This window comes from Methylobacterium dankookense, from assembly GCF_902141855.1.
GTDB lineage: Bacteria > Pseudomonadota > Alphaproteobacteria > Rhizobiales > Beijerinckiaceae > Methylobacterium > Methylobacterium dankookense.
On record NZ_CABFVH010000023.1, the window covers coordinates 31,555 to 56,631 of the forward strand.

Here is a 25,077-nt window from a genome sequence, read left to right on the forward strand (position 1 = left end):
TTCACGCGAGGGTTCGTGGGGGCTCGGGCAGGGCCTCGGGGCCGAGGCCGGCATGGCCTACGACGTCATGCGGGATCAGCGTGACGGTCCGGAACAGGGACGGCGACAGGATCGAGGGGCCCGGAAGGACGCCGGTGGCGCAGCAGGCCATCGTCCCGCAACAGCGGGTCTTGCAACCGGGCTGGCAGCAATCGTTCGCGCTCGCCTCGATGCTCGCTCGATCCACCGCCACGAGCGCGATCTTGGACCAGGTCGGCGCCTCGGACCGGACCGCCGGCTTGGCGGTCGCGGGCATCGCCGCCTTGACCGTCGAAGGCACGGGCTTCGACGGCGTCGCAGCCACATGATGGCCGTGGTGCGCGTGGCCCTCGTGGGCCTGGACCGCGGACGGCGCGACGTAGGCGATGATCGCGAGGATCATCGCCGCCATCAGGCGCACGATTTGCCGGTCGGGGCTCATGAGGGCTGCTTACACCGATTCCAGTGGCGGGACTATGTCGTCGTCGGGAACGTGAATGCCGAAGTGACGGTTTGGTTGCCGCCGAGGCGCTTCAAGCCGCCGCGGGCAGCGGTTCGGCCGGGTAGCCGGCTGCCGTGATGGCCCGGGCGATGCGCTCGGCGGGACCGCCGGCACCCGACACGGTGACGAGCTTGGCCCCCAGGTCGATGTCCACCCGAGCCTCAGGCTCGACGCCGAGGACGGCGCGCGTGACGCCTTTGGCGCAGCCGCCGCAACCCATTTTCTCGACCTTGTAGCGGACCATGACGCTTTCCCTCAGCGGCGTCCTACCCAGATGGGGCTTCCCATCGTGGGAAGGTCAAGGGCCGGCGGCGCCCGTCAGGCCGGGGTCCATGCGGAAACCGTCGCCGCGTGCTCCCGGTGGCCGTGCCGGATGCCCTCCCAGCCGTGCCAGCCCGTGTAAAGCCCGAGCAGGACGATCAGGGCCGCCGAGGCGTAAGGGGCCCGACGGGCGAAGGCGCCGAACCCGGACCAGCGGCTCGCCGCGTGCTTCACGCTGAGCGCCGCCAGGACACCGGCCGACACCATCGTGAGCGCCAGCCCGAGGCTGAAGCACACGACCAGCGCGAAGCCGAGGCTGAATTGCTTGAGCTGGATGCACAGCAGCAGCACCGTGATGGCGGCCGGGCACGGGATCAGGCCACCCGTCAGGCCGAACAGCACGATCTGGCCCGTGGTCACGGTGCGGCCCCCGAACCGCCGCCGGATGTCCTCGGCATGTGCCCGGGCGTGCGCGTCGTCCTCGTCGCCCAGGTCCATGTGGTCGTGTGCGTGGCCGTGTTCCTCGAACGCGAACTCGTGGGCCTCGGGCCCGGCCGAACCCTCGATGCGGATCTGCGCCTTGAAGGCGTGCGGTTCCGGGATCTCGTCCGCGCTCTCCAGGCAGTCGCCGCGGACCGCGAACCAGAAAACCTGCGGGATCCCGTCCCGCCGAACGGTCTCGACGGTGACCGTGTCCGCCGCGGGCAATGGCCCGCCTTCGGCTCGCAGGCGCCAACGCGGCGGCACACCGTCCTCGAATATCTCCAGCGTCAGCGGTCCGTCCCGCGTGGCGAGGCGGCGGCGCTCGTCGTGATGATGATGGTGCGCGTCATGCCGCTCACGCCAGGTCCTCCACGCCATCCAGAGGGCGACCCCCACGATGATGATGGCGGAGGCGAGCTGCAAGTACGGCTCCGCGGCCTCGCCGCCCCATTCCTGGCCGAGGTACTGCCCGCCGAGCGCGATCATCCACACCACCGCCGTGTGCGAAAGCGTGGCCGCCAAGCCCAGCAGGACCGCCTGCATGACCGTGCCGCGGACCGCGATGATGAAGGCGGCCATCATCGTCTTGGAGTGGCCGGGCTCCAGGCCGTGCAGGGCGCCGAGCAGGATCGCGCTCGGCACGAACAGCCAGGCGTGCGCGGCTCCTTGCTGCAACAGGTCGGGAAACGAGGCCATGACGGATCACCCTCTACTTGAGATAGGTCCTGACGACCTCGATGAGCTCGGCCGCGCCCTTGGCACGCTCCGGGTCGGGCTCGCGAGCGGGGTCCACGACGTGATGGCGGATGTGATCCTCCATGAGCTCGGCGGTCAGCCCGTTGATGGCACCCCGCATGGAGGCGACCAGCATCAGGACGTCGGTGCAGCCGATCTCCGCTTCCAGCGCGCGCTCGACGGCTTCGGCCTGCCCCTTGATCCGGCGCACGCGCGCCAGGAGCTTGGTCTTGTCCTTGACGGTATGGGACATGGATTGGCTCCTCTCGCATCGTAATATAGGGGGGTACCCTATTTACGTCGAGTGGGTGCCCCCTTGCGGGTCGAGGAGGGCGTGCCGTGAAGGAAAAGGATCCCTGCATCGGCGTCTGCCGGTTCGACGGCAAGTCCGGCTGGTGCGCGGGCTGCGGTCGGACCGTCCCGGAGATCAGGGCATGGCGAAAGATGACGCCCTTTCGGCGCGATGCGCTCGCGCGCGACTTGCCGCGCCGCGTCAAGCGGGCCGCCGCAGAGGGGGACGCGCCATGACCGGGCGGGCCGTCCCCGACGCGGATGCCGCGGGGACCACGTCGCGCGGGGCTTCCGTGGGTGCCGACAGGCTGAGCGGAACGTTATTGGTCGAGCGCCAGCGTCAGGCCGACGGGGAGCGATCCGCCGCAAGGCACGACGATGCCCCAGGCGAACGAAGCCTGCTGCTCGCCGCCGACTGCTACAGGGGGCGCGCCTCGTGCGAGGCTCCTCTCGCTGGCAGCGGAGTTCCAACGTCATGGCCGTGGCACGGCGACGCTTGGTAGCCGAAGGTTCCGCGTCGACCTGGTCCGGGCAGGCGCTCCCCATCCGGCAAAGCGGGGGCTTCGCGTGCGTGCTGGCTGGAGGCCGCTAGCCGGCTCCGGACGAGGGTTGAGGTGCTGCGTCGCCTCGACCGAGCGCGTCGACCGCGACGGCACGATCCCTCCCGGGAGGACCTCCGTTCGGACATCGGTCCTTCCGCCCCGGGAAGCACCACGTCGACCGCACCGTTCCGCTCCGGCGCTCCGCAGGATTGACTATCGTCGGTCCGATGATCGACCCGGGCTACGGGGCGGTGGCCCGCCGTACGACCAGAAATGCCTTCGCGACGACGGGATCGAGCCATGGACGTGGTCGCCCGCGGCACCCGCTCGGCGTAGGGACCGAGAAACGAAGGGTTGCGGGATGGGGCGCATCGTTGTCATATCCCCTCCAGGGGGATAGGATATGGAAATGAGCCACGCCTCGCACCCGGACATCGTCAAGCGCCTGAAGCGCGCCCATGGCCATCTTGCCGGCGTGATCGCCATGATCGAGGAGGGCCGCCCGTGCCTCGACCTTGCCCAACAGCTCCACGCGGTGGAAGGCGCCCTCGCGAACGCCAAGCGCGTCCTGATCCAAGACCACATGGAGCACTGCCTCGGCGAGGGGGTCGACCAGAGCGGCCGGGCCGCGCGCGAGGCGCTGGCCGAGTTCAAGGCGCTGGCAAAGTACCTGTGAGGTCGGTCCGATGCTGAGCGTCCTCGCCGACCGGACCTACCGGCACCTGTTCGCCGCGCAGGTGATCGCCCTCGTCGGCACCGGCCTCCTCACCGTCGCGCTCGGCCTCCTCGCCTACCGGCTGGCCGGCGCGGACGCCGGTGCAGTCCTGGGCACCGCGCTCGCCATCAAGATGGTGGCCTACGTGCTGGTGGCGCCGGTGGCCCAAGCGTTCGTAGGTCGCCTGCCGCGGCGCGCCTTCCTCGTCGCCACCGATCTCGTCAGGGCCTGCGTCGCCCTGATGCTCCCCTTCATCGACCAGGCCTGGCAGGTCTACGTGCTGGTCGCGGTCCTGCAATCGGCTTCGGCGGCCTTCACACCCGCCTTCCAGGCTACCATCCCGGACATCCTGCCCGACGAGCGCGACTACACCCGCGCCCTGTCGCTCTCGCGGCTCGCCTACGACCTGGAGAACCTACTCAGCCCGGCGCTGGCGGCCCTGCTGCTGACGGCCATCGACTTCCATGGGCTGTTCGCGGGCACGGTCGTCGGCTTCCTCTGCTCGGCGGCGCTGGTGCTCACCACGACGCTTCCAACGCCGAAGGCGCCTGTCCGCCGTACCGGGATTTACGACCGTACGACGCGGGGCCTGCGCATCTGTCTCGCGACGCCGCGCCTGCGGGGACTCCTCGCCCTGAACCTCGCGGCGGCGGCGGCCGGCGCCATGGTCATCGTCAACACCGTCGTGATCGTGCAGGCCGTCCTCAATCGTCCGCAGGACGACGTCGCCCTGGCGCTCGGACTGTTCGGGGGCGGCTCGATGGTCGCGGCCCTGATCCTGCCCCGGGTCCTCGACCGTCTGTCCGACCGCACCGTCATGATCGTCTCCTCCGCCCTCCTGGGCGTGGTCCTGCTCGGGTTCGCGGGGGGCTCGCGGCACGGTGTCGGCTGGGTTGCCCTACTGGGGACCTGGCTCGTGCTCGGAATCGGCTACTCCGCCGCCCAGACTCCGACCGGACGCCTGCTCCGACGCTCGGCGTCCCCGGAGGACAGGCCGGCGTTGTTCGCGGCCCAGTTCGCCCTCTCCCACGCCGCCTGGCTCGCGACGTACCCGCTGGCCGGCTGGCTCGGGGCGACCGTCGGTATGGCCACCACCTCGGCCGTCCTTGGCTGCATCACGCTCGCCGCCGTCGCCGCGGCCCTGCTGCTCTGGCCGTCCGACGACCCCGAGACCGTCGAGCACGCCCACTCCGATCTCGACGCGTCCCACCCCCACCTGGTGGCGGCCCGCGGCCGACGCCATGCCCACGCCTTCGTCATCGATGACCTTCACCACCACTGGCCATCGGGTCGGCCGGGATGACCGCCTGCCTGTCCATCCCGGTGAGCGGTTCATGCCCCGGTTAGGCGACCGGTGGTACCGGCGGTTCGAAGGCGCTCGGTCGCGCCGTGGACACCCCGACCGAGATCGCGCTCCACCTCAGCGACGAGGACGGTAAGCCGGTCTCCACAAAGGGGGCGACCGGCAAGGCCACGGTCCTTTCGGGTGGCAAGACCGAGACGGTCGACCTCGTTTCCGCCGGCGGGGCGAAGCTCGCGGGTTCCCTCGTGAAGCCGCTCGTCTCGGGCGACAAGGTCGTGGTCTCGGCCCGCACCGCTGACGGGCGCAGGATGCAGGTGCGCCACGTGGAGCGGTAAGATCCCGCCAGCCTTCTCCCAAGCCCGGGTCGTCGCGACGACGCCCCGGGCTCCGGGCGCCGCAGACCTTCACGCCCCACCTTCGAGACGACGCGCCACCCGACGAGCCGGAGGCTTGACGCCCAGTTCTCGGCTCCGAAGCGAGGCCATGGGTCCGTGGGCGGAGCGCTTACGGGACCCCGGCTCTGAGCACGGTCACTGTATCCCCGCCGTCCAAGGAGGCAGCCCGGCTCCGGCGTTCGGGAGGTGGAGTGTGCCGCCGGGTCGGTCGCGGTGGCTGTCCGGGCTCAGGCGGTCACGCCGCCACGGTAACGCGCGAACGCGATCCGGCCCTCCGGCCCGAACAGGACGACGTCGTAGGTGTCGGGCTCCATGCCCTCGACCTCCATGCCGGGCGAGCCGACCGGCATGCCGGGAACGGCCAGCCCGATCCCGTTCGGCCTTTCCGCCAGCAGGCGCCTGATCGCGCCGGCCGGGACGTGCCCCTCGATCACGTAGCCGCCGACCTGGGCGGTGTGGCAGGAGGCAAGCTCGCGAGGCACCCCCAGGCGGATCTTGAGCGGGTTCACCGGGCCCTCGGTCACGGTGACGGTAAAGCCGGCCTCGCGCAGGTGGGTGATCCACTTCTCGCAGCAGCCGCAGCTCGGGTCCTTGGTGACCGAAACCGTCGGCAGCCCCTCCGCCAAGGCGCCCCGTCCGAGCGCCAGCCCCGCCGCCAGGCCCACGAGCACGGCACGTCTGGATGGCATCGCATCGCTCCTCATCGTCATCTCCCGTTCGTCCTCACTCGGCCGCCTGCGGCAGCCGCCTCGCCTCACCGTTCGTCCCCTCGCGGACCGCGCCGGCCGGGGGCAGCCCGCGCCCCTTCACCAGGGCGTAGACCGCCGGGATCACCAACAGGGTCAGCACAATCGAGGAGACCATCCCGCCGATCATCGGCACCGCGATGCGCTGCATGACCTCGGAGCCCGGGCCGGTGCTCCAGAGGATGGGCAGGAGCCCCGCCATGATGGCGACGACCGTCATCATCTTGGGCCGGACCCGCTCGACCGCGCCGCCCATGATGGCCCGGCGCAGGTCCGCGGGCGCGAGCGGGCGTCCCTCGCGCCCGCACTGGGCGCGGACCTCGTCGAGGGCGTGGTCGAGGTAGACCAGCATGATCACGCCGGTCTCCGCGGCGACGCCGGCGAGCGCGATGAAGCCGACCGCCACCGCGACCGACATGTTGAAGCCCATCCACCAGAGCAGCCAGACGCCGCCGACCAGGGCGAAGGGCAGCGACAGCATGACGATGAGGGTCTCGGTGAGCCGCCGGAAGTTCAGGTAGAGGAGCAGGAACACGACCAGCAGCGTCAGCGGGACCACGATCCTGAGGCGCGCCTCGGCCCGCTCCAGGTATTCGTACTGCCCGCTCCACTGCAAGGTCGTGCCCTGTGGCAGCCGCACCGCGTCGGCCACCGCCTGACGCGCCTCGGCCACATAGCCGCCGAGGTCCCGCCCCGCGATGTCTACGAACAGGTAGACCGCGAGTTGCCCATTCTCGGTACGGATCGAGGTCGGTCCCCTGGTGAGCTCGACCTTGGCCACCTCGCCGAGCGGCACTGTACCGCCCGTTGGCAGCGGCACCTGGACCTCGTTCGCGATGGCCTTCGGGTCCGAGCGGAAGGCGCGGGGGTAGCGCACGTTGACCGTGTAGCGCTCGCGGCCCTCGACGGTGTTCGTTACGCTCTGCCCACCGAGCGCGGTCGCGACCACGTCCTGCACGTCGCCGACCGTCAGGCCGTAGCGCCCGAGCGTCTCCCGGTCCGGCGTGACGTCGAGGAAGTAGCCGCCGATGACCCGCTCGGCATAGGCGCTCGACGTGCCCGGCACGGTCCGCACCACCGCCTCCACTTGGCGGGCAACCCCCTCCATCGCCGTCAGGTCGGTGCCCAGCACCTTCACGCCCACCGGGGTGCGGATGCCGGTCGATAGCATGTCGATGCGCGCGCGGATCGGCTGCGTCCAGGCGTTCGAGACGCCCGGGAATTGAAGGGCGGCGTCCATCTCGGCCTTCAGGCTGGTCAGCGTCACGCCCGGCCGCCACTCGGCCTTCGGCTTCAGGGCGATGACCGTCTCGAACATCTCCATCGGCGCGGGGTCGGTCGCGGTGTTGGCGCGCCCGGCCTTGCCGTAGACCGAGGCGACCTCCGAGAAGCTCTTGATGATCCGGTCCTGGATGGCGAGGAGCTCGCCGGCCTTGGTCACGGAGATGCCCGGCAGGGTGGTGGGCATGTAGAGCAGCGTGCCCTCGTCGAGGTCGGGCATGAACTCGGAGCCGAGTTGCCGGGCGGGCCAGACGGTCGCCGCCATTACGCCCACGGCGAGCAGCACGGTGAGCACCCGGGCCCGCAGAACGCCGGTGATGAGGGGCCGGTACAGCCAGATGAGGAGCCTGTTCAGCGGGTTGCGGTGCTCGGGGACGATGCGCCCACGCACGAACAGTACCATCAGGGACGGCACCAGGGTCACCGACAGCAACGCCGCCGCCGCCATGGCGAAGGTCTTGGTGAAGGCGAGCGGCCCGAACAGCCGTCCCTCCTGGCTCTCCAGGGTGAAGATCGGCAGGAAGCTCACCGTGATCACGAGGAGCGAGAAGAACAGCGAGGGTCCGACCTCCGCGGCGGCCTCGACCAGGACCTCGACACGCGGCTTGCCCGGGGGCGCGCGTTCCAGATGCTTGTGGGCGTTCTCGATCATGACGATAGCGGCATCGACCATGGCGCCGACCGCGATGGCGATGCCGCCGAGCGACATGATGTTGGCGCCGATTCCGAGCGCCCTCATGCCGGCGAAGGCCATCAGGATGCCGACCGGCAGCATCAGGATGGCCACGAGCGCGCTGCGCACGTGCAGCAGGAAGACGATGCAGACGAGGGAGACGACAAAGCTTTCCTCGACCAGCGTGTGGCGCAGGGTGTCGATGGCCGCGTCGATGAGTTGGGAGCGGTCGTAGACCGGCAGGATCTCTGTGCCCGCCGGCAGGCTCCTTGCGACCTCGGCGAGCTTCGCCTTCACCCCCTCGATGACGTTCAGGGCGTTCGCGCCGAAGCGTTGCAGGACGATGCCGCCGGCGACTTCCCCCTCGCCGTTCATCTCGGTGATGCCGCGCCGCTCGTCCGGCCCGAGCTCGACCCGGGCGACGTCCCGCACCCGCAGCGGCGTGCCGCCCACGGTCTTGAGCACGATGTTCTCGATGTCGGCGACGCTCCGGACGTAGCCGCGCCCGCGCACCATGAACTCGAACTCGGACAGTTCGACCGTACGGCCGCCGACATCGGCGTTGCTTGACCGGATGGCGTCCCGGAGCTTGTTGAGGCTGATGCCCTGCGCGCGCAGCCGGTTCGGGTCGACCACGACGTTGTACTGCTTCACGAACCCGCCGACGCCCGCGACCTCGGCCACGCCCTCGGCGCGCGAGGCTCCGAACCGAATGACCCAGTCCTGCAGGGAGCGGAGTTCGGCGAGCGTCCGCTCACGCGCGACCACCACGTACTGGTAGACCCACCCGACGCCGGTCGCGTCGGGGCCGAGGGTCGGCGTCACCCCCGCGGGAAGCCGGCTCGCCGCCCCGTTGAGGTATTCCAGCACGCGCGAGCGGCCCCAGTACGGGTCGGTGCCGTCCTCGAAGATCACGTAGACGAAGGACACGCCGAGGAACGAGAAGCCGCGCACCACCTTCGCTTTCGGCACCGTCAGCATGGCGGTGGTCAGCGGGTAGGTGACCTGGTCCTCCACCACCTGCGGGGCTTGGCCCGGGTATTCCGTGTAGACGATGGCCTGCACGTCCGAGAGATCGGGGATGGCGTCGAGGGGCAGCGTGCGCAGCGCCAAAACGCCGGTCGCCACCGCGAACATGGTCCCGACCAGCACCAGGACGAGGTTGCGGGCCGACCAGCCGATGAGGCGCGCGATCACGGCGTGCCTCCCGCGCCCGACGCCTGCCGGTCGTCCTTGGGCGCGGTCATGCCCTGCAGCGCGGCCTTCAGGTTGCTCTCGGCGTCGATCAGGAAGTTCGCCGCCGTGACCACCCGGTCGCCGGCCGAGACGCCCTCGCGGATCTCGACGTAGCCCCGACCGCGGAGACCGACCTTCACCGCCTTCGGCTCGAAGCGGCCCTCGCCGCGGTCGAGCAGCACGACCTGTCGCTCGCCGGTGTCGATGACGGCGTCGTCGGGCACCGCCACCACCGGCTTCGCGTCGCCCGTCGTGATCTCGACGTCCGCGTACATCGACGGGCGCAGGGCGCCGTCGGGGTTCGGCAGCTCGACGCGCAGGCGGGCGGTCCGGGTCTCCATGTTGAGGTGGGGGTAGATCCGGGTCACCGTCCCGGTGAAGGTCCGGTCCGGGAAGGCCCGCACCCGCACCGTCGCCTTCTGCCCCTCCGCCACCCCGGCGAGGTCGCGCTCGGTCACGTCGGCCAGCACCCAGACGCGCGTGTGATCGACGATGCGGAACAGGACGTCCCCGGACTTGGCCTTCATCCCGTCCGAGACGTTGCGCTCGACCACGACCCCGTCCCGGGGCGAGGACCAGGTGATGGAGGGTGGTACCTTATGGGTGCGCCCGATCTCGTCGATGACCTCCGGCGGGATGGCAAGGTTCTCCAGCCGCCGGCGGCCCCCCTCGTAGCCTATGGAGGTCAGGTACTGGGCCGCGACCGCGTTGATCTCGGGCGCGAACAGGCGCAGCAGCGGCTGGCCCTTGTGGACGTGGTCGCCGGTGGTGACCGGCTCGACCTTCTCGATGAAGGCGTCCGTGCGCATGGCGATGACGGAGATGCGGCGCTCGTCCTCCTCGACGCTGCCCGGCGCCCGCACCGGCAGAGACAGGACGCGGCGCTCCGCGAGCTCGGTCCGCACGCCCGTGCGCTGGACCTTGCCCGTTGCCACCTTCACGACGCCGCCCTCGTCCTCGCCCGCGTAGACGGGGATGTAGTCCATCCCCATCGAATCCTTCTTCGGCACAGGCGAGGTGTCGGCCAAGCCCATCGGGTTGCGGTAGTACAGCACCTGCCGGGCGTCGGACGTCGCCGCACCCTGCCCCGAAATGCCGTTCGCGGCCCTGTCGGCGGGCATGGCCTCGCCGTCCTCCGGGTCATCGAAGCGCACGTCCTCGCCGGCACGCACGGCCCGGAAGACGCGCCCGTCGGCGGTCAGCATCGGCGCGAGCGAGTAGGCCGGCTTCCCGTCCGGGTCCCGATAGTAGACGACCGGCCCGGTCGCCTTCGCGGGGGACGGGGTGACCGGAGCCGGCTCGCCGGGGGGGCGGTGGGCGAGCCGGCTCCGCGCGCGTTCGACGAGCGCCGGCACGGGATTGCCCCCGTGCCCGGCGACGTAGCCGGCGCTCCCCGCCACCAGCGCGGCGAGGGCACCGGCCGTCCAGCCCGCCCGGCTCATTTGACGGCCTGGAAGACGAGCTTGTTCTCGACGGTGCCCGTCTCGCCCTGGACCTTGGCCCCGAGCGACAGACGCCAGCCTCCCGCCATCGAGAGCTTCGCCTTGAAGCGGTAGACGCCCGGCTCGGTCGAGGGGACCTGCTCGATCTTCGAGACCATCTCCTCCATGCTGTCGGGGGCCATGTCGATGCGCTTGGCGAAGATCACGGCGTCGGTCACCGGCTTGCCGGTGCGCCTGTCGACGAGGCGGACGGACAGGACGGCCTCGCCGACCTTCGCCTCACGCTGCACGAGCTCGAACGCGTAGTCCTTGATGTCGGCGACGGCTGGCCCCGTCAGGGCGGCAGCGAACAGCGCAGCCCAGAGGGCGCGCGAGAAGGATTTCCGGGTCACGTTTGTCGTCTCCTGAATGCGATGAATGGCCACGCGCGGACGCGCGTCACCGTGCCGGCGCAGGCGCCGGCGGCATCGGGTCAGGCTCGGGGAGGCTCTGGCGGCGGGGGGCCGTGCACGCTGGCGAACGAGGCCGCTTCGGGCCAGGCCGGCGCGGCGCGCGTCGCCGCCGGCCTCGGGATGGGGACCGCGGTCGGCAGGAGCGAGGCGACGCCGGCGTGACAGAGCGCCTTCAGGGGGCAACCCGCCTTGGCGCAGTCCGGGTTCAGTGGCTTCTCGGGCGGGCAGCAGGGCATGTCGTCCATGGCCATGCCGGCCATGTCGATCCCTCCCATCGCTTCATGGCCCATGCCGAGCATGGCCTCGCGGGACCCTTGCGCCTGCGCCGTCATGGAGGCGCGCATGCCCACGGCGGCCGCAGAAGCGGTCACTGGCGTCAGGGCGAGGCTGACAACCGCCATGAGCGGGAGCAGCCGCCGAAGGGCGAGCCAAAACGTCACCAATCGAGGATGCCAGTTTTCAGGGCGCGCATGAAGCCTCCCGGTTTCCCGCGCGCAGCGACCTGCAGGTGGCCTGGATAAGGCTTTCCACGGTGGGAAGGTCAAGCCCAGGATGGCAGCCTGACTTACGGTCGTCCCGGGTCAGGCCCTAGGGAACCAGGCGTCGCCCGAGCGGCCCTGCATCCGACGCCTCGATCATGGAGCGGATGCGGGCAGACATCGTGTCGACGGCGAAGGGCTTGGTCAGGACCGCCATGCCCGGTGCGAGATGGCCGTTCCCGAGAATGGAATTCTCGGCGTATCCGGTAATGAACAGCACCTTGAGGTCCGGACGGGTGACGCGGCCGGCATCGGCCATCTGCCGGCCGTTCATGCCGCCTGGCAGCCCCACGTCCGTTACCAGAAGGTCGATACGGACGTCCGACTGCAGCACCTTGAGGCCCGCGGCGCTGTCGGCGGCCTCAATGGCGGTGTAGCCGAGATCCTCCAAAATGTCGTTGACGAGCATGCGGACCGTCGGCTCGTCGTCCACGACGAGGACGGTCTCGCCCTGTTCGGAGCGGGGTAGCGTCGCCGCGACTTCGTCACCCGTGTCCTCGGCGATCTCGCCGTAGTGGCGCGGAAGGTAGACGCACACGGTCGTGCCCCTGCCGACCTCCGAGTAGATTCGCACCTGCCCGCCGGACTGCTGGGCGAAGCCGTAGATCATCGAGAGGCCGAGGCCAGTGCCCTCGCCCAGCGGCTTGGTGGTGAAGAACGGCTCGAACACCCGCGTGACGACGTCCGGCGGCATTCCGGTACCGGTGTCGGTGACGCAGAGGGAGAGGTACTGCCCCTCGGGCATGTCATGCTGGCGTGCGGCCCGCTCGTCGAGCCATTTGTTGGCGGTCTCGACCGTGATGCGCCCGCCGTCCGGCATCGCGTCACGCGCGTTGATGCACAGGTTGAGCAGCGCGTTCTCAAGCTGCGGTGGGTCCACCAGCGCAGGCCACAGCCCGGATGCGCCGACGACCTCCACGGGAATGGCCGGGCCGACCGTACGCTGGACCAATTCCTGCATACCGGAGACGAGGCGATTCACGTCGGTGGGCTTGGGGGCCAGGGTCTGGCGGCGCGAGAAGGCGAGCAGGCGGTGGGTCAGGGCGGCCGCGCGCTTCGAGGCGCCCTGCGCGGCCGCCATGTAGCGGTCGACATCGCTGAGCCGTCCCTGTTGCATCCGGGTCTGCATCAGTTCCAGCGAGCCGGAGATGCCGGCGAGCAGGTTGTTGAAGTCGTGCGCCAGGCCGCCGGTCAACTGTCCGACCGCCTCCATCTTCTGCGATTGCCTCAGGGCTTCCTGAGCCGCCGCGAGTTCCGCCTCGCGCGCCTTCGCCACGCTCAGGTCGCGACCGACGGCGATGAAGTGCAGCCCGTCCGGCTCGGGCGCCACGGTCCATTCGATGGGCTTCCACGACCCGTCGCTCGCGGCGATGCGGTTCTCGAACCGGGTTGGCCGCTTCGTGTCGCCCATCCGGACGAGGGCCGCGAGCGTCTGGTCCGTGTCGTCGGGATGCATGAAGGTCGCGTAGGGCCGCGACAAGAGCTCGGCCTCGGACCAGCCGAGCACCTGGGTCCAGGCAGGGCTCACCGCCGACATCGTCCCCTGGTAGTTGGCGCGGGCTAGCATGTCCTCGGACAGGTTCCAGAGCCGGTCGCGCTCGGCGGTACGCTCGGCGAGGGTCGCGGCATGCTCCCTCTCCTCCGTCACGTCCCGCGCGCTGCAGTAGAATTGCCCGCCCTCGGGGACCGCGACCCAGGCTAGCCAGCGGTACCCACCGGCGGTGGTGCGGCAGCGGTTCTCGAAGCGGAGGACCGCCTCCCCGGCCCGTAGCCGATCCAGCGCGGCGTGGGTGGCCCTGACGTCGTCGGGGTGGACCAGCTCGACGAAGGGGATGCGTGCGGCCTCCGCATCGCTCCAGCCCAGCAGCGACTTCCAGGCCGGGTTGGTCCGGACGAAGAATCCGGCGTCGTCGGCGATGCCCAGGAGGTCCGTGGAGACCTGCCAAGTCCGGCTCAACTCGCGCGACCGTTCGGCGACCTGCCGTTCGAGGTCGGCGTTGAGGTCGCGCAAGGCCGTCTCGACACGGCTCCGCTCAACCGCGATGCGGGTCCTGCCCGCGACTTCCCGGATGAAGGCCAAGTCGTCCGGCGCCCAGTCCCGCACCTCTGCATGGTTGACGAAGAGGACGGCCACGAGCCGACCCTGTTCGAGCACCGGCACGTTGACGAAGGCGTGCGCGCCGCGCCCCTTCGAGGCCTCCGCCGCGCCCGCCGTCCTATCGTCGCGCTCGACATCCGCGATGCTGACGAACTCGCCACGCTTCAGGCTGTCGATGAACGACCCGTAGGTGCGCAGCGGCACGACGCCGGCGAGGGTCTCGACGCCCGGTGCGTTCCAGTCGCGCTCGACGTGGAGCGTCTCGGCGTCGGGGTCGATGGTGCCGTATCCCACACGGCTGACCGCCAACGTCTCGCCGAGGACCTGTGAGGCCGCGAAAGCGATGTCGTCCGCCCTCGTGAGCTCATTGAACCGGTCGGTGATTCGCACCAGCGCCTCGCGACGCGTCTCCGCCCGCGCACGGTCGGTGACGTCCGCGCCCTCGATGAAGATACCCCCGACCGTACCGTCGACATCCCGGATCGGTTGGTAGACGACGTCGACGAAGCGCTCGTCATGCGGGCCGCCCGGCACCGCCTGCACGGCGTAGCGGATGCCATGGAACGTCTGCGGCACGCCGCTGTCGTAGACCTGGTCGAGAATTTCCAGGAACCCTTGCTCGACCGCGTCGGGCAGGGCTTCCGCGACCGTCCTGCCTACGACGTCCCGGTGGCCGACGAGCTTCAGGTAGCGGGGATTGGCCAGTTCGAACCGATGCTCCCTGCCACGCAGCACGGTCATGAACGTCGGAGTCTGCTCGAAGAGGCTGGCGAAGCGCTCGCGCTCGGCCGACAGGCGGCGCTCGGCCAGGACCTGCTTAGTGATTTCGGTACAGGCACAGAACAGCCCCGCGACCGTGTTTCTGTCGTCCGGGACGGGCGTGTACGAAAACGAGAAGTGCGTTTCCTCGGGGTAGCCGTTCCTGTGCAAGGTGAGATGGAGGTCGTCCATGTGCACCGGGTCGCCGGCATACACCCGATCCATCAGGACCCCGACCTCGATGCGGACCTCGGGCCAGACATCGAAGAACGGGCGACCGAGGGCATCGGGATGCCGGGCGCCGAGCATGGGGGCGTAGGCGTCGTTGTAGACGAGCGTACGCTCGGGACCCCAGCACAGGAACATCGGCTGGCGCGAGCTGAGCATCACTCGCAACAGCGTCACGAAGGCTTGCGGCCACCGGTCCGCCGGCCCGAGGAACGTCGACGCCCAATCGTGGGCGCGCATCCGCGCGCCCATGTTGCCGCCTCCTGCCAGGAAGCCGGGAGCCTGGGTCATCGGATCAGGCTTGCCCTTGCGCTAGCGGAGACCGTGTCGACCACGGGACCTGACCTACCGTGTGAGCCTCATGCCGGGCTTTCACGCGCATCGAAGCGCGGGTGAACTCGCTGGCCGAGGTGTGCTTACTTTGGGTGGCTTGGCTTTTCGACCATCCGGCGAGGGGCACGACCAGGGAGGTATGACGCGAGTGCTTGGCGGGCATGGCAGCCGCTTAACACGTTTGGCTGGTCAGGATGTCTCCCGTTTTGTCCCACCCGGCGTTCCGACGGAGCTTGCGCCGTCCGGCCTCGACCTATGGCGGCCCCCTCTCGGAACGTGGCAGGCCACTCAGGTCAGGCTCGAACTCCGCAGCTTCGAAGCTACCTCTCGGGATGCCGCATACGGGGGGCGACCAGGTGCTGGCGACAGTGCGCCTGGTCGCCCCCCGACGCGTGCTGGAGAACCACCGAGTTGGCGCGCGCTACATTCGCGAGTGCGCGTCGCCCTGGCGACCGGCCCGGAGGGCGAATTGCCGGCCGATGTCCACCTTCCTCGGCCGGGGGTCCGGTCGCGGATACATCTCGTCGCGGACCCAACGACCCAGCGACTAACGGCGTGGTTACCTCGTTGTTCGAATTGACCGATGCGGTTGCCGCCGGATGGCGGACAGTTGAAGCGGACGGTCGCGGCTGCTCTCCCCCGGGATGCAGGAGGCCGCCGTGAATCCTGCCTTCATCGTGGACGTGCATGGCAACGTCCCGAACTCCAAGCGAACGGTCCTGAACACCGGAGCCGTGTCCGGCGGACCAACCCACCGCAACGGCTCGCGCTCCGGCGGGGGAGAAGCTGGCCCTACGGCAAGCCCGCGCACGTGGACAACGACTGGCATACGCACGGGTACAGGCACGACATGCCCGGCAGGAGATAGGGGTTCTCCGGGCGGCCCGTCCATGCAGGCGGTGCGGACATGCGGATGCTACCCGAACTCGCGGGCTTTCGCGCCTGGCCGCGGGCATCGGGTACGCGCCCGCGAAGCCTCCCGCGCACGTTACTCCCCATGCGCCGCCCCCAATTCCGGCCTGCGACCTCAGTCGTCGAAGTCGTGGTGGTGATGGTGCCGCTCGAACCGGCGCGGCTCGTATTCGTCGCGGCGCGTGTGATGGTGCCGGACTACGACGTCGTCATGGTCGCCGTGACGGTAGACCTCGACATGATCGTGCGACCGCCGTTCGCCATAGCCGCGCTCGTAATATTGGGCCGAGGCCGCGGCCGGCGCGATGACGATGGCCGCGGCCATCAAGCCTGCAAGGTGTCGCCGCATCGCTGTATCCTCCGGGGATTCGTATGACGGCAGGTTGCGCCGCCGCCGTTGAATGCGTTCTGAAACCGCCGTTCAGGCAACCGTCACGCTGGGTTCGCCGACCTTTCGAGGAGCGTGGGACTGGGCCGCCCGCCGATGCCGCCGTCCCAGCCCTGGGTCGACGTTCCGCTACACGGGGGCCGTGCTCCTCCACGATGGCGCGCTTGCGGGCGTCGCCGTGGCGGTGACACTCGCGCACCACCGTGCGGTCGTGTTGATGTCGGTCCTCGACGCCGTGCGCGTGATCGAGCTCGCGGTGCTGGTGGCCGCCAGCGTGCGCCGAACCTCGCCGAGGCCGTCGTCCAGAGGGACCCCCGGCAACGGCGCCTGGGATGCTGGTCCGCCACCCGCAAAGCATCGGGGCGCGGTCGTTAGGACTGCGGCACAATGGCTTGGAGCCTGTGCCATTGCCGCAAGCGGCGGCGCCCTGTTAGGTTGCCCAGGATAATCTTGCGACTTCTCCCCCCCGGCTCCGGTGGCGGACGGTTGGGAAATGAGACGGCCGTGTGAACCCGCCCGCATCCACTGCGCGGACTCGCGTCCCACCGGTCGGCTAGGGTTCGTGGACCGTGCGGACGGGTAGCTTCGAACCCGACGGTGGACGCATGGACACGGTAAGCCCGCAAGACATCGTCGACACCGTCCGGACCGGCCTGCTGGTTCTCGACATGGACCTTAGGGTCAAGTCGGCGAACCGCGCCTTCTACAACACCTTCCAGGTCGAGCCCGAGGCGACGGTCGGACGGCCGCTGTTCGAGCTCGGCAACGGCCAGTGGGAGATCCCCGAACTGCGCACGCTGCTCGGCGAAATCGTGCCGCGCGACGGGACCGTCGAGGGCTACGAGGTCGGGCACGACTTTCCCGGCATCGGCGTGAAGTGCATGCGCCTCAACGCCTGCAAGGTGTTCAGGGAGGACGGCCACGTTCCATACCTGCTCCTCGCCATCGACGACGTCACGGGCGAGCACGAGGCCCGGGCCGAGGCCGAGCGACAGCGACTTCTCGCCCAGGGCATCGTCGACACGGTTCGAGACCCGCTGGTGGTCCTCGAAGCCGACATGACCGTGGTCAGTGCCAGCCGCTCCTTCCTGCGCATGTTCGGCCTCGACGTCGGGACTATGGTCGGCACGTCGCTCTACGACCTGTCGCAAGGCCAGTGGCGGGTCGGGCGGCTCCAGGACTTGCTCGGGCGGATCGTGCCCGACGATACGGCCATCGACGGCTTCGAGGTCGAGGACGAGTTCCCGGGACTCGGTCGGCGCATCTTCAAGCTCAACGCCCGCAAGGTCCACCGTCCCGGCAACCATATCACCCGGCTGCTCCTGGTCTTCGAGGACGTGACCGAGGCACGACTGCTGGAGAGGCACCGCGACCTTCTCGCCGCCGAGCTCGCCCATCGCATCAAGAACAGCCTGCAGATCATCACCTCGTTCGTGTCATACGAAATCCGCCGGGCGGCCGAGCCCTGCGTCGAGGGCTACCGCGCGATGCAGGGCCGCATCGGCGCCGTGGCCGAGCTCTACGACGTGATCTCCCGCTCCTCGACGCTCGGCCCGGTGGCGATGGGGCCATATCTGGAGGGCATCGCCGGAAGCCTGCGTTCCAGCCTGCTCGGCGTCGAGGCCCGCATCGCCGTCGACGTCGAGGCGGAACCGCTGTCCATCGTCGCCGACCAGGCGGTCACGGTCGGGTTGATCGTCAACGAACTCGCCACCAACGCGGTGAAGTACGCGTTTCCGTCCGGAGGGGGCCGCATCCTCCTCGGGTTCAGGCGCCGGGACGGTGAGGCGGTGCTCACGGTCGCCGACGACGGCATTGGACTGGACGCGACCAGCGGCCCGGGTTCCGGCCTCGGGTCCCGGTTCGTCGAGGCGTTCGTCCGCCAGCTCAACGGAACGCTCGCGATGGCAAGTGGCGCGGGCGGGACGACCGTGACGGTAAGGCTGCCGGCCTCCGTCCTGGCGTAGTCCGGTCGGGCGCCTCGCCTTCGGAGGTCGCTCGGTTGTAAAAATTTCACCGGGCGACTTGGCGGATCCGGCGGCCGCCGCGCCCGGCCCCGCTGCGAATTGTGGCAACGGCTGCTAGAATCGAAGCCTGATGGACGACACGGTCAAGCCACCCCCATACCGCGCGACGCCTGAGCGGCTCCGGCGCGACCAAGCCAGGATCGAGGCCGAACTCGCCGGAATGGACGGCGGGACCGACCCGTTCCCCGCTGCCGTGCGGGCAACGCGCATGCCAATGGTCATCACCAACCCGCGCCGGCCGGACAATCCCATCGTCTTCGTCAACGATGCCTTCTGCCGCCTGACTGGTTATGCGCGGGAGGAGATCCTCGGGCGCAATTGCCACTTCCTGCAGGGCCCTGAGACCGACCCGGAGACAGTCCGCCTGATCCGCGCGGCCATCTCCGCGCCCAGGTCCATCGAGATCGACATCCGCAACCACAAGAAGGACGGAACGCCGTTCTGGAACCGGCTGCTGCTGGCGCCGGTCAACGACGCGGGCGGGAACCTCGCCTACTTCTTCGCAAGCCAGCTAGACGTGACGGTCGAGCGCGAACGCCTCATCGTGCTGGAGGACAAGAACGCGGCGTTGACGGCCGAGCGGCGGGCCAACCTGGAGCGGCTGGCGTTCGGCGAGGAGTCGCTACGGCTCGCCACAGAGGCGGCCGAGGTGGGGACCTGGGACCTCGACCTGACGACCGACGTGCTGACCTGGTCGGACCGGACCAAGGCGATGTTCGGCATCTCGCCGGACGTGGCCTGCAGCATGGCCGACTTCTACGCCGGCCTTCACCCGGACGACCTGGAGGTGACGAGCGCGGCATTCGCCTCAGCCCTCGACCCGGCGCGGCGCGCGACCTACGACGTCGAATACCGCACAGTCGGCAAGGAGGACGGCGTCGTCCGCTGGGTCGCGGCCAAGGGCAAGGGCCTGTTCGACGCGGGCGGAGCGTGCGTACGCGCCCTCGGTACCGCCATCGACATCACGGAACGGCGGCGGGCCGAGGAGACCCGGCAGGCAAACGAGGCTCGGCTCCGTTTCCTCGACGCCCTCGGCAAGGAGACCGCCAGGAGCACGGATGCCGATGCCATCCTCGCGACCACCACCCGAAAGGTCGCCGAGCACCTCGGCTTGTCGAACTGCGCGTATGCCGACATGGACGCGGACGAGGACGGGTTCACGATCCGCGGCGATTGGGCGGCGGAGGGCTCCCCCAGCATCGTCGGCCACTACAGCCTCGCGGATTTCGGTCGGCTCGCGGTTCGCAACCTGGGTGCGGGCACGCCTCTCATCGTCAACGACAACGTGGCGGAACTCGCACCGGAGGAGGCGGCTGCCTTCCAGGCCATCGGCATCAGCGCGACAATCTGCATGCCCTTGATCAAGGATGGGCGCCTGACAGCCCTGATGGCGGTCCATGACCGCGTTCCCCGGCTATGGTCGGACGGGGATCTTGCGCTGGTCCGCGAAGTGACGGAGCGCTGCTGGGCGCACATCGAGCGCGTGCGCGCCGATGCCGCCTTGCGCGAGGCAGCGGGGCAACTCGCTGCCCTGAACGCGACGCTTGAGCAGCGGGTCGAGGAGCGTACCGCCCGCCTGGGCGAGGCGGAGGCGGCGCTCAGGCAGTCGCAGAAGCTGGAGGCGGTCGGTCAGCTGACCGGGGGCGTGGCCCACGATTTCAACAACCTGCTGACTATCATCCGGTCGTCGGTCGACTTCCTGCGGCGCCCCGACCTGCCGGACGACAGGCGACGGCGCTACATGGACGCGGTCTCGGACACGGTCGAGCGCGCAACCAAGCTGACCGGGCAACTCCTGGCCTTCGCCCGGCGGCAGGCGCTCAAGCCCGAGGTGTTCGAGGTTGGCGACCGCCTGAAAAGCGTGGCCGACATGCTCGACACGGTGACCGGTTCGCGCATCCACGTGCTGACCGAGTTGCCCGAGCGGCCCTGTCACGTCCTGGCCGACATAAGCCAATTCGAGACGGCCCTCATCAATATGGCGGTGAATGCCCGCGACGCCATGGACGGCGAGGGCACGCTGACCCTGCGGCTGGCCTGCTTGCAGGGGATGCCTTCGATCCGCGGTCACGGCGGCAGCCCCGCGCCGTTCGCGGCGGTCTCGCTGTCGGACACGGGCACGGGCATCGCCCCGGAGCGCCTCGGACGCATCTTCGAGCCGTTCTACACCACGAAGGAAGTCGGCAAGGGAACGGGGTTGGGCCTGAGCCAGGTGTTCGGCTTCGCCAAGCAATCGGGCGGCGACGTGAACGTGGAGAGTGCTCCGGGGCGTGGGACCACGTTCACGCTGTACCTGCCCGAGATCGAGGCCGCCCCGGAGCCGGGCAGACATGAAACGGGAGACGAGGCCACCTCGGCAGGAGCCGGGCGCCGCGTGCTGGTCGTGGAGGACAACGTCGAGGTCGGGCGATTCGCCACGCAGATCCTCCAGGACTTGGGCTTCGCGACGGACTGGGCGGCGAACGCCGAGGAAGCCCTCGACCGGCTCGGCCCGGATGGCGCCGGCTTCCACGTCGTGTTCTCGGACGTGGTCATGCCCGGCATGGGCGGCCTCGCCATGGCCAAGCTGTTGCGCGGGCGGCTCCCCGGCCTGCCGGTCGTCCTGGCGTCCGGCTACAGCGATGCGCTGGCCCAGGGAGGTGGTGACGGCTTCGAGCTGCTGCACAAGCCCTACGCCGCCGACCAACTCGGGCGCACCCTGAACCGGGTGATCCGGCAGCACGGCCGAGCCATTTGAGCGCCGTAAGGCGACGCTAACGCAAGGTCCGAACGGACAGCTTCGAATCCGCATGAGCCGTACGGTCGGGCTCACCGGCCGCCCCCGACGCTTCGACCTGGCCGCGCCGCTGGAGGCGCAGCGCCACGATCCAGCACAGCACCGCCCAGGCCGACCCGACGCACCAGCCCGCCAGCACGTCGGTCGCGTAGTGGACGCCGATGTAGACGCGGCTCAGCCCCACGACGACGGTGAGGAAGACGGCGAGCCCCATGAAATACGCCTTCAGCCGTGCGCCCGCTGCGACCCTCGTCATGATCGCCCCCAGCGTCAGGAAGGTCACCGCAGAGAGCATGGCGTGGCTGCTGGGAAAACTGGCTGTGAACACTTGGATGCCGCCGGGAATGTCGGGACGAGGGCGGTTAAAGAGCAGCTTTAGGCCGAAGCTGATGACCGTGCCGCCCAGCATCGAGCCCACCACCAGGAGGGCAGTCCCACGCCTGCGGACCAGGAGCAGGTACCCCACGGTCGCAGCCAGCAGGAAGCACAGGACGACCATGCTCCCAAGGGAGGTCACGTCGCGCGCCATCTCGTGCACCCAGGCCGGCCCGATTGGGCCGGCGGCGCCGAGTGGACGGAAGAAGCGCGCGACCCGGGTGTCGAACGCCATGGTATCGCCCTCCATCACCTCGCCGGCGAGGAGGCCGAACGCAAGGAGGAGTGCGGCGACGCAGAACAGCGTCGCCACGAGGCCGAGCTCCCGTTTCCCGAGGCGCGTCACGGCTGCTGCCCAGGCACTTAATTCGTTCATCCGCCTCGCCTCCCGGCCGGACCTCGGTACGCCGCCCCAGGGCTGACGCGCGTCGCCCGTGGGGCGAGGCGGCCGGACCGGGGATGCAAGGATCGTCGATGGACCGCGGCCCTGACCCACGGCGAGAGCTTCTGGCCCGGCCTCGGGATGCGCGCGGCCGCCGTCCCCGGGCCGCCGGCATCCGTGCGAACTCCACGGATCGGGGGCCGACCGCGCGCACGGCCCCGTGGACGAAGTCGCCGCGGCGCCGGACAAGGGCGGGGCCCCGGCGCGTCGCCATGCGGTGTCGACCGCAGGTTCATGACGCCGTCGCGTCCGCGCCCGGATGACGGCCGGCCCGCTGCGGTAGCAGGACGATGAGCGCCACGATGAAGGCCGCGATCACGGCGGAAGCGAGCGGCCGGCTCAGGTTCAGCCCGCCGTTGGCGACCGGCTTGTCGAGGAAATCGCCCACCGTGGCCCCGAGCGGGCGGGTCAGGATGAACGCCGCCCAGAAGAGCGTGACCCGTGAAACGGAGGTCCGATAGTACAGGGCGATGACGACCGCGAGCGCCGCCGCGAAGACGAGGGCGCCACCCTCGTAGCCGAGGCCGCCGGTGTCCGCGAGCCAGTCGCCAAGCGCGGTGCCCAACGTCTGCGAGAAGGTGATCGCCCCCCAATAGAACGCCTCGACCCGCGGGGTCGAAACCGTGTCTACCGACACGGTGCCCTCGGTCGCGTACCAAAGCCCGAGCACGGCCGCGAGGCAGGCGAGTAGCAGGGTCGACCCGCCGGTGTATCCGATGCCGAGCGACCGGTCGGCGAAGTCCGCCATCGTCGTACCGAAGGTGGTCGAGGCGACGATCGTGGACCAGTACAGGACTGGGTGGAACCGCTTCGACATGATCTGGGCGACCACGAGCGCGACCAGCAGCACGGCGAACAGGGCGGTGCCGGCGAGGTAGCCCCAATTGAGGGTCATGGTGACGGTGTCGCCGCCGGTCTCCCCGAGCGTCGTGGCTAGGATCTTGATGATCCAGAAGCCCAGCGTGACCTCGGGTACCTTGCTCAGGGCGCGTTCGTAACGGTCGTCCATCGGACCTGCTCCTTCTTCGAGAAAAACCTCACGGCGCGTCGGCGCAGGCCGCCCGGCGACCGGCACGCTGCGGGATGAGGAGGACGAGCCCGGCCATGACGAGCGCGAGCACGCCGGAGATCGTGATGTCGTCGATGCCCAGGCCGCCGGAAGCGACCGGCTTGTCGAGCGAGTTGGCGAGGGTGGCGCCGAGCGGCCGCGTCAGGACGAACGCCGTCCAGAACAGCATGGGCCTGGAAACACGCGTTCGCAGATGGAGGGCCGTGACCACGGCTAGCGCGACGAGGATGAGGAGCGCGCTCCCGTTGTACCCGAGCCCGCTGCTGTCGGCCATCCAGTCGCCCAATGCGGTGCCGAGCGTCTGGGAGAACATGACCGTAGCCCAGTAGAAACCTTCGGCCTGCGGGGACCGCACCGTCTCCACGGCGACCGTGCCGAGCGTGCGCTTCCACAGGATCAGGGTCGCGACGACCGAGGCGAGGAGGATCAGGGATCCGCCGAGGTAGCCGATGCCGAGGGACCGGTCGCAGAAGTCGGCGAGCGTCGTGCCTGCGAGCGTCGTCGCGGTGACCACGGCCCAGTACAGGATGGGATGGAAGCGGGATGCCCGGATCTGCGCCGCAAGCAGAACGGCAAGGACGGTCCCGAAGATCGCCGTGCCGGCGAGATAGCCCAGGCCGAGCGTCAGGGCGACGGCATTGCCGCCGACCTCGCCCAGGGTCGTGGCCACGATCTTGATGGCCCAGAACCCGGCGGTGGCTTCGGGCACCTTGGCGGCTTCGATGTGTCCGGGTCGCTCGGTCGGTTGCATCGGGCTGCCGTGGGAAAGCGAGGGCCGGCTCATGCGGTGTGGGTCTGGTCGATGATGGCGAGCAGGTCGTCGACCGCGCGACGGCAGGCGGCCGGATCGGGGTTCGACGCCCGCAGCGCGTCGAGGGCGCGGTCGATGGCCTTGTCCACGACGTGCCAGTCGGCGGCGGCTCGCGGCTTCAGGCCGGCCTCGGACGCGTCCCAGGACAATTCCAGGTCCTTGATGCGCGTCTTGGCGGCGGCGAGGTCGCCCCGGTCGGTCATCGCCTTCACGTCGACGACGATGGTCCGGAACTTGGAGAGGTCGCCGAGCTTCGAGGCCGCCATCGCCTTTGGCGTCGCTCCGACGGCGGCGTCCTGCATCGCCAGCAGGCCCAGGGGGGCGGCCGTGGCACCGATGACCGTCGCGGCGATGGCGGCGAGGAGGATGTTGCGCATGGTCGTTCGCTCCGTGTCGTGCGGCGTTGGAAGGACTGGAGGATGGGGGTGCTGGAGGCGGCGGACGGTCAGGCCCGCCGCTGTCCGGCCGGCTCGCCAGGGCGTCCGGAGACAAGGCTCAGGGACGTCACCAGGGCGACGATGACGGCGAAGAAGACGAGGCTGGTGGAGGCCGTGCCGAAGCCGAGGCCGCCGTATTCCCGTGCCTGCGACAGCAGATCGCCCAGCGATGCGCCGAGGGGGCGCGTGACGATGTAGGCGAGCCAGAAGGTCGTCACCGGGTTCGCGCCGAGGCGCCAGGCGAGGGCGAGGGCGGCCAGGATCGTGCCGAAGATGACGACGCCGAGATTGAAGCCGAGCCCCAACGCCTCCGTAGCCAGGTCGCCCGCGGCGGTGCCGAGCGCGAAGGTGAGGAGTATGGCGAGCCAGTAGAACGCCTCGCGGCGCCGGGTCACGATGGCGTGGATCGAGAGCGTCCGCTCGGTCGCGTACCAGAGGGCGAACACGGCGGCGAGGGCGGCCGCGAACACGCCGGTGCTGACGAAGAGGCTCACGCCGAGCTTGTCGGTCAGGATGTCGGTGACCTGCGTGCCGACCACGCTGACGAGGACGACGGTCGACCAATAGGTCCAGGGCTTGTAGCGCCGCTCGCGCACCTGCAGGGCGAGGACGGCCGCGAGGAGGCCGGCCGTGAGGGTGGTGGTGACGGCGGCACCCAGGCCGACGTTCACCGCGAGGTAGTCCGCGCCGGTCTCGCCGACGGTCGTGGACAGTATCTTGATGACCCAGAAGGCCGCGGTGACCTCCGGTACCTTGTTCAAGACCTGGCGCTGGATCTCGCTCATCCCCGTCTCCCGTCCGTCATGGT

General features: G+C 69.8%; 22 protein-coding genes. 6 read left to right on the forward strand and 16 right to left on the reverse strand.

Going from position 1 to position 25,077, the window contains the following annotated elements; translation table 11 throughout:
- Position 1: 1 nt before the first annotated feature.
- The 4 genes from MTDSW087_RS17145 to MTDSW087_RS17160 all read right to left on the reverse strand — a co-directional run bounded on the left by MTDSW087_RS17145 (position 2) and on the right by MTDSW087_RS17160 (position 2,252).
- Positions 2-460, reverse strand: coding sequence for a hypothetical protein (locus tag MTDSW087_RS17145; RefSeq protein ID WP_144765919.1), 459 nt, complete (start codon positions 458-460; stop codon positions 2-4).
- A 91-nt stretch (positions 461-551) separates the two neighbouring features.
- Positions 552-764, reverse strand: coding sequence for a heavy-metal-associated domain-containing protein (locus MTDSW087_RS17150; RefSeq protein WP_144765921.1), 213 nt, complete (start codon positions 762-764; stop codon positions 552-554).
- Between the two features lie 74 nt (positions 765-838).
- Entirely contained in the window at positions 839-1,960 is a 1,122-nt protein-coding gene (locus tag MTDSW087_RS17155; protein ID WP_144765923.1) for a nickel/cobalt efflux transporter, read from the reverse strand.
- A gap of 13 nt (positions 1,961-1,973) precedes the next feature.
- Complete coding sequence (locus MTDSW087_RS17160; protein WP_009866592.1) at positions 1,974-2,252, reverse strand: metal/formaldehyde-sensitive transcriptional repressor; 279 nt, start codon at positions 2,250-2,252, stop codon at positions 1,974-1,976.
- A gap of 86 nt (positions 2,253-2,338) precedes the next feature.
- Here MTDSW087_RS17160 and MTDSW087_RS17165 point away from each other — a divergent pair, with 86 nt between their 5' ends.
- The 4 genes from MTDSW087_RS17165 (at position 2,339) to MTDSW087_RS17180 (ending at position 5,185) form a co-directional block, all read left to right on the forward strand.
- On the forward strand, positions 2,339-2,527 hold the full coding sequence (locus tag MTDSW087_RS17165) for a DUF1289 domain-containing protein (RefSeq protein ID WP_144765925.1): 189 nt from the start codon (positions 2,339-2,341) through the stop codon (positions 2,525-2,527).
- A gap of 714 nt (positions 2,528-3,241) precedes the next feature.
- Positions 3,242-3,508: a metal-sensing transcriptional repressor gene (locus MTDSW087_RS17170; protein ID WP_144765927.1), complete on the forward strand. Its 267-nt coding sequence runs from the start codon at positions 3,242-3,244 to the stop codon at positions 3,506-3,508.
- 10 nt (positions 3,509-3,518) lie between these two features.
- Positions 3,519-4,850 carry an MFS transporter gene (locus tag MTDSW087_RS17175; protein ID WP_144765929.1) on the forward strand — a complete coding sequence of 444 codons (1,332 nt, stop codon included), beginning with the start codon at positions 3,519-3,521 and terminating at the stop codon, positions 4,848-4,850.
- A gap of 86 nt (positions 4,851-4,936) precedes the next feature.
- Positions 4,937-5,185 (forward strand): hypothetical protein, encoded by a 249-nt coding sequence (locus MTDSW087_RS17180; RefSeq protein WP_238178694.1) that lies wholly within the window; start codon positions 4,937-4,939, stop codon positions 5,183-5,185.
- Positions 5,186-5,472: 287 nt separating this feature from the next.
- On the opposite strand, the gene MTDSW087_RS17185 is transcribed toward MTDSW087_RS17180, so the two are convergent.
- From MTDSW087_RS17185 to MTDSW087_RS17220, 7 genes are all read right to left on the reverse strand, one after another.
- Positions 5,473-5,949 carry a DUF411 domain-containing protein gene (locus MTDSW087_RS17185; protein ID WP_186383879.1) on the reverse strand — a complete coding sequence of 159 codons (477 nt, stop codon included), beginning with the start codon at positions 5,947-5,949 and terminating at the stop codon, positions 5,473-5,475.
- Between the two features lie 19 nt (positions 5,950-5,968).
- Positions 5,969-9,142, reverse strand: a complete 3,174-nt coding sequence (locus MTDSW087_RS17190; protein WP_144765934.1) for an efflux RND transporter permease subunit — start codon at positions 9,140-9,142, stop codon at positions 5,969-5,971.
- A complete protein-coding gene (locus MTDSW087_RS17195) occupies positions 9,139-10,623 on the reverse strand; it encodes an efflux RND transporter periplasmic adaptor subunit (RefSeq protein ID WP_144765936.1) in 1,485 nt (494 codons plus the stop codon). Before MTDSW087_RS17195 ends, MTDSW087_RS17190 begins: the two co-directional genes overlap by 4 nt.
- Entirely contained in the window at positions 10,620-11,015 is a 396-nt protein-coding gene (locus MTDSW087_RS17200) for a FixH family protein (RefSeq protein ID WP_144765938.1), read from the reverse strand. Before MTDSW087_RS17200 ends, MTDSW087_RS17195 begins: the two co-directional genes overlap by 4 nt.
- 80 nt (positions 11,016-11,095) lie before the next feature.
- The gene (locus MTDSW087_RS17205) at positions 11,096-11,515 is read right to left on the reverse strand and encodes a hypothetical protein (RefSeq protein ID WP_144765940.1); all 420 of its coding nucleotides are present in this window, start codon (positions 11,513-11,515) and stop codon (positions 11,096-11,098) included.
- Positions 11,516-11,663: 148 nt separating this feature from the next.
- Positions 11,664-14,951 (reverse strand): PAS domain-containing protein, encoded by a 3,288-nt coding sequence (locus MTDSW087_RS17210; RefSeq protein ID WP_144765994.1) that lies wholly within the window; start codon positions 14,949-14,951, stop codon positions 11,664-11,666.
- A gap of 1,108 nt (positions 14,952-16,059) precedes the next feature.
- Complete coding sequence (locus MTDSW087_RS17220; protein ID WP_144765942.1) at positions 16,060-16,293, reverse strand: hypothetical protein; 234 nt, start codon at positions 16,291-16,293, stop codon at positions 16,060-16,062.
- Positions 16,294-16,937: 644 nt separating this feature from the next.
- On the opposite strand from MTDSW087_RS17220, the gene MTDSW087_RS17225 reads away from it, so the two are divergent.
- Positions 16,938-18,299, forward strand: a complete 1,362-nt coding sequence (locus tag MTDSW087_RS17225) for a sensor histidine kinase (protein WP_144765944.1) — start codon at positions 16,938-16,940, stop codon at positions 18,297-18,299.
- A gap of 130 nt (positions 18,300-18,429) precedes the next feature.
- Positions 18,430-21,096, forward strand: coding sequence for a PAS domain S-box protein (locus tag MTDSW087_RS17230; RefSeq protein WP_144765946.1), 2,667 nt, complete (start codon positions 18,430-18,432; stop codon positions 21,094-21,096).
- A 16-nt stretch (positions 21,097-21,112) separates the two neighbouring features.
- On the opposite strand, the gene MTDSW087_RS17235 is transcribed toward MTDSW087_RS17230, so the two are convergent.
- From MTDSW087_RS17235 to MTDSW087_RS17255, 5 genes are all read right to left on the reverse strand, one after another.
- On the reverse strand, positions 21,113-21,886 hold the full coding sequence (locus MTDSW087_RS17235) for a phosphatase PAP2 family protein (protein WP_144765948.1): 774 nt from the start codon (positions 21,884-21,886) through the stop codon (positions 21,113-21,115).
- A 298-nt stretch (positions 21,887-22,184) separates the two neighbouring features.
- On the reverse strand, positions 22,185-22,961 hold the full coding sequence (locus MTDSW087_RS17240) for a COG4705 family protein (protein WP_144765950.1): 777 nt from the start codon (positions 22,959-22,961) through the stop codon (positions 22,185-22,187).
- A 28-nt stretch (positions 22,962-22,989) separates the two neighbouring features.
- Positions 22,990-23,772 (reverse strand): COG4705 family protein, encoded by a 783-nt coding sequence (locus MTDSW087_RS17245; RefSeq protein WP_238178711.1) that lies wholly within the window; start codon positions 23,770-23,772, stop codon positions 22,990-22,992.
- Positions 23,773-23,801: 29 nt separating this feature from the next.
- Positions 23,802-24,209, reverse strand: coding sequence for a hypothetical protein (locus MTDSW087_RS17250; RefSeq protein WP_003596871.1), 408 nt, complete (start codon positions 24,207-24,209; stop codon positions 23,802-23,804).
- Positions 24,210-24,277: 68 nt separating this feature from the next.
- On the reverse strand, positions 24,278-25,054 hold the full coding sequence (locus tag MTDSW087_RS17255; protein WP_144765952.1) for a COG4705 family protein: 777 nt from the start codon (positions 25,052-25,054) through the stop codon (positions 24,278-24,280).
- Between the last annotated feature and the right edge of the window lie 23 nt (positions 25,055-25,077).

Coding starts and splice junctions, on each gene's coding strand:
- MTDSW087_RS17145 (WP_144765919.1), bottom strand. CDS start 460: ATGAGCCCCGACCGGCAAATCGTGCGCCTGATGGCGGCGATGATCCTC.
- MTDSW087_RS17150 (WP_144765921.1), bottom strand. CDS start 764: ATGGTCCGCTACAAGGTCGAGAAAATGGGTTGCGGCGGCTGCGCCAAA.
- MTDSW087_RS17155 (WP_144765923.1), bottom strand. CDS start 1,960: ATGGCCTCGTTTCCCGACCTGTTGCAGCAAGGAGCCGCGCACGCCTGG.
- MTDSW087_RS17160 (WP_009866592.1), bottom strand. CDS start 2,252: ATGTCCCATACCGTCAAGGACAAGACCAAGCTCCTGGCGCGCGTGCGC.
- MTDSW087_RS17170 (WP_144765927.1), top strand. CDS start 3,242: ATGAGCCACGCCTCGCACCCGGACATCGTCAAGCGCCTGAAGCGCGCC.
- MTDSW087_RS17175 (WP_144765929.1), top strand. CDS start 3,519: ATGCTGAGCGTCCTCGCCGACCGGACCTACCGGCACCTGTTCGCCGCG.
- MTDSW087_RS17185 (WP_186383879.1), bottom strand. CDS start 5,949: ATGAGGAGCGATGCGATGCCATCCAGACGTGCCGTGCTCGTGGGCCTG.
- MTDSW087_RS17195 (WP_144765936.1), bottom strand. CDS start 10,623: ATGAGCCGGGCGGGCTGGACGGCCGGTGCCCTCGCCGCGCTGGTGGCG.
- MTDSW087_RS17210 (WP_144765994.1), bottom strand. CDS start 14,951: ATGGGCGCGCGGATGCGCGCCCACGATTGGGCGTCGACGTTCCTCGGG.
- MTDSW087_RS17220 (WP_144765942.1), bottom strand. CDS start 16,293: ATGCGGCGACACCTTGCAGGCTTGATGGCCGCGGCCATCGTCATCGCG.
- MTDSW087_RS17225 (WP_144765944.1), top strand. CDS start 16,938: ATGGACACGGTAAGCCCGCAAGACATCGTCGACACCGTCCGGACCGGC.
- MTDSW087_RS17230 (WP_144765946.1), top strand. CDS start 18,430: ATGGACGACACGGTCAAGCCACCCCCATACCGCGCGACGCCTGAGCGG.
- MTDSW087_RS17235 (WP_144765948.1), bottom strand. CDS start 21,886: ATGAACGAATTAAGTGCCTGGGCAGCAGCCGTGACGCGCCTCGGGAAA.
- MTDSW087_RS17240 (WP_144765950.1), bottom strand. CDS start 22,961: ATGGACGACCGTTACGAACGCGCCCTGAGCAAGGTACCCGAGGTCACG.
- MTDSW087_RS17245 (WP_238178711.1), bottom strand. CDS start 23,772: ATGCAACCGACCGAGCGACCCGGACACATCGAAGCCGCCAAGGTGCCC.
- MTDSW087_RS17250 (WP_003596871.1), bottom strand. CDS start 24,209: ATGCGCAACATCCTCCTCGCCGCCATCGCCGCGACGGTCATCGGTGCC.
- MTDSW087_RS17255 (WP_144765952.1), bottom strand. CDS start 25,054: ATGAGCGAGATCCAGCGCCAGGTCTTGAACAAGGTACCGGAGGTCACC.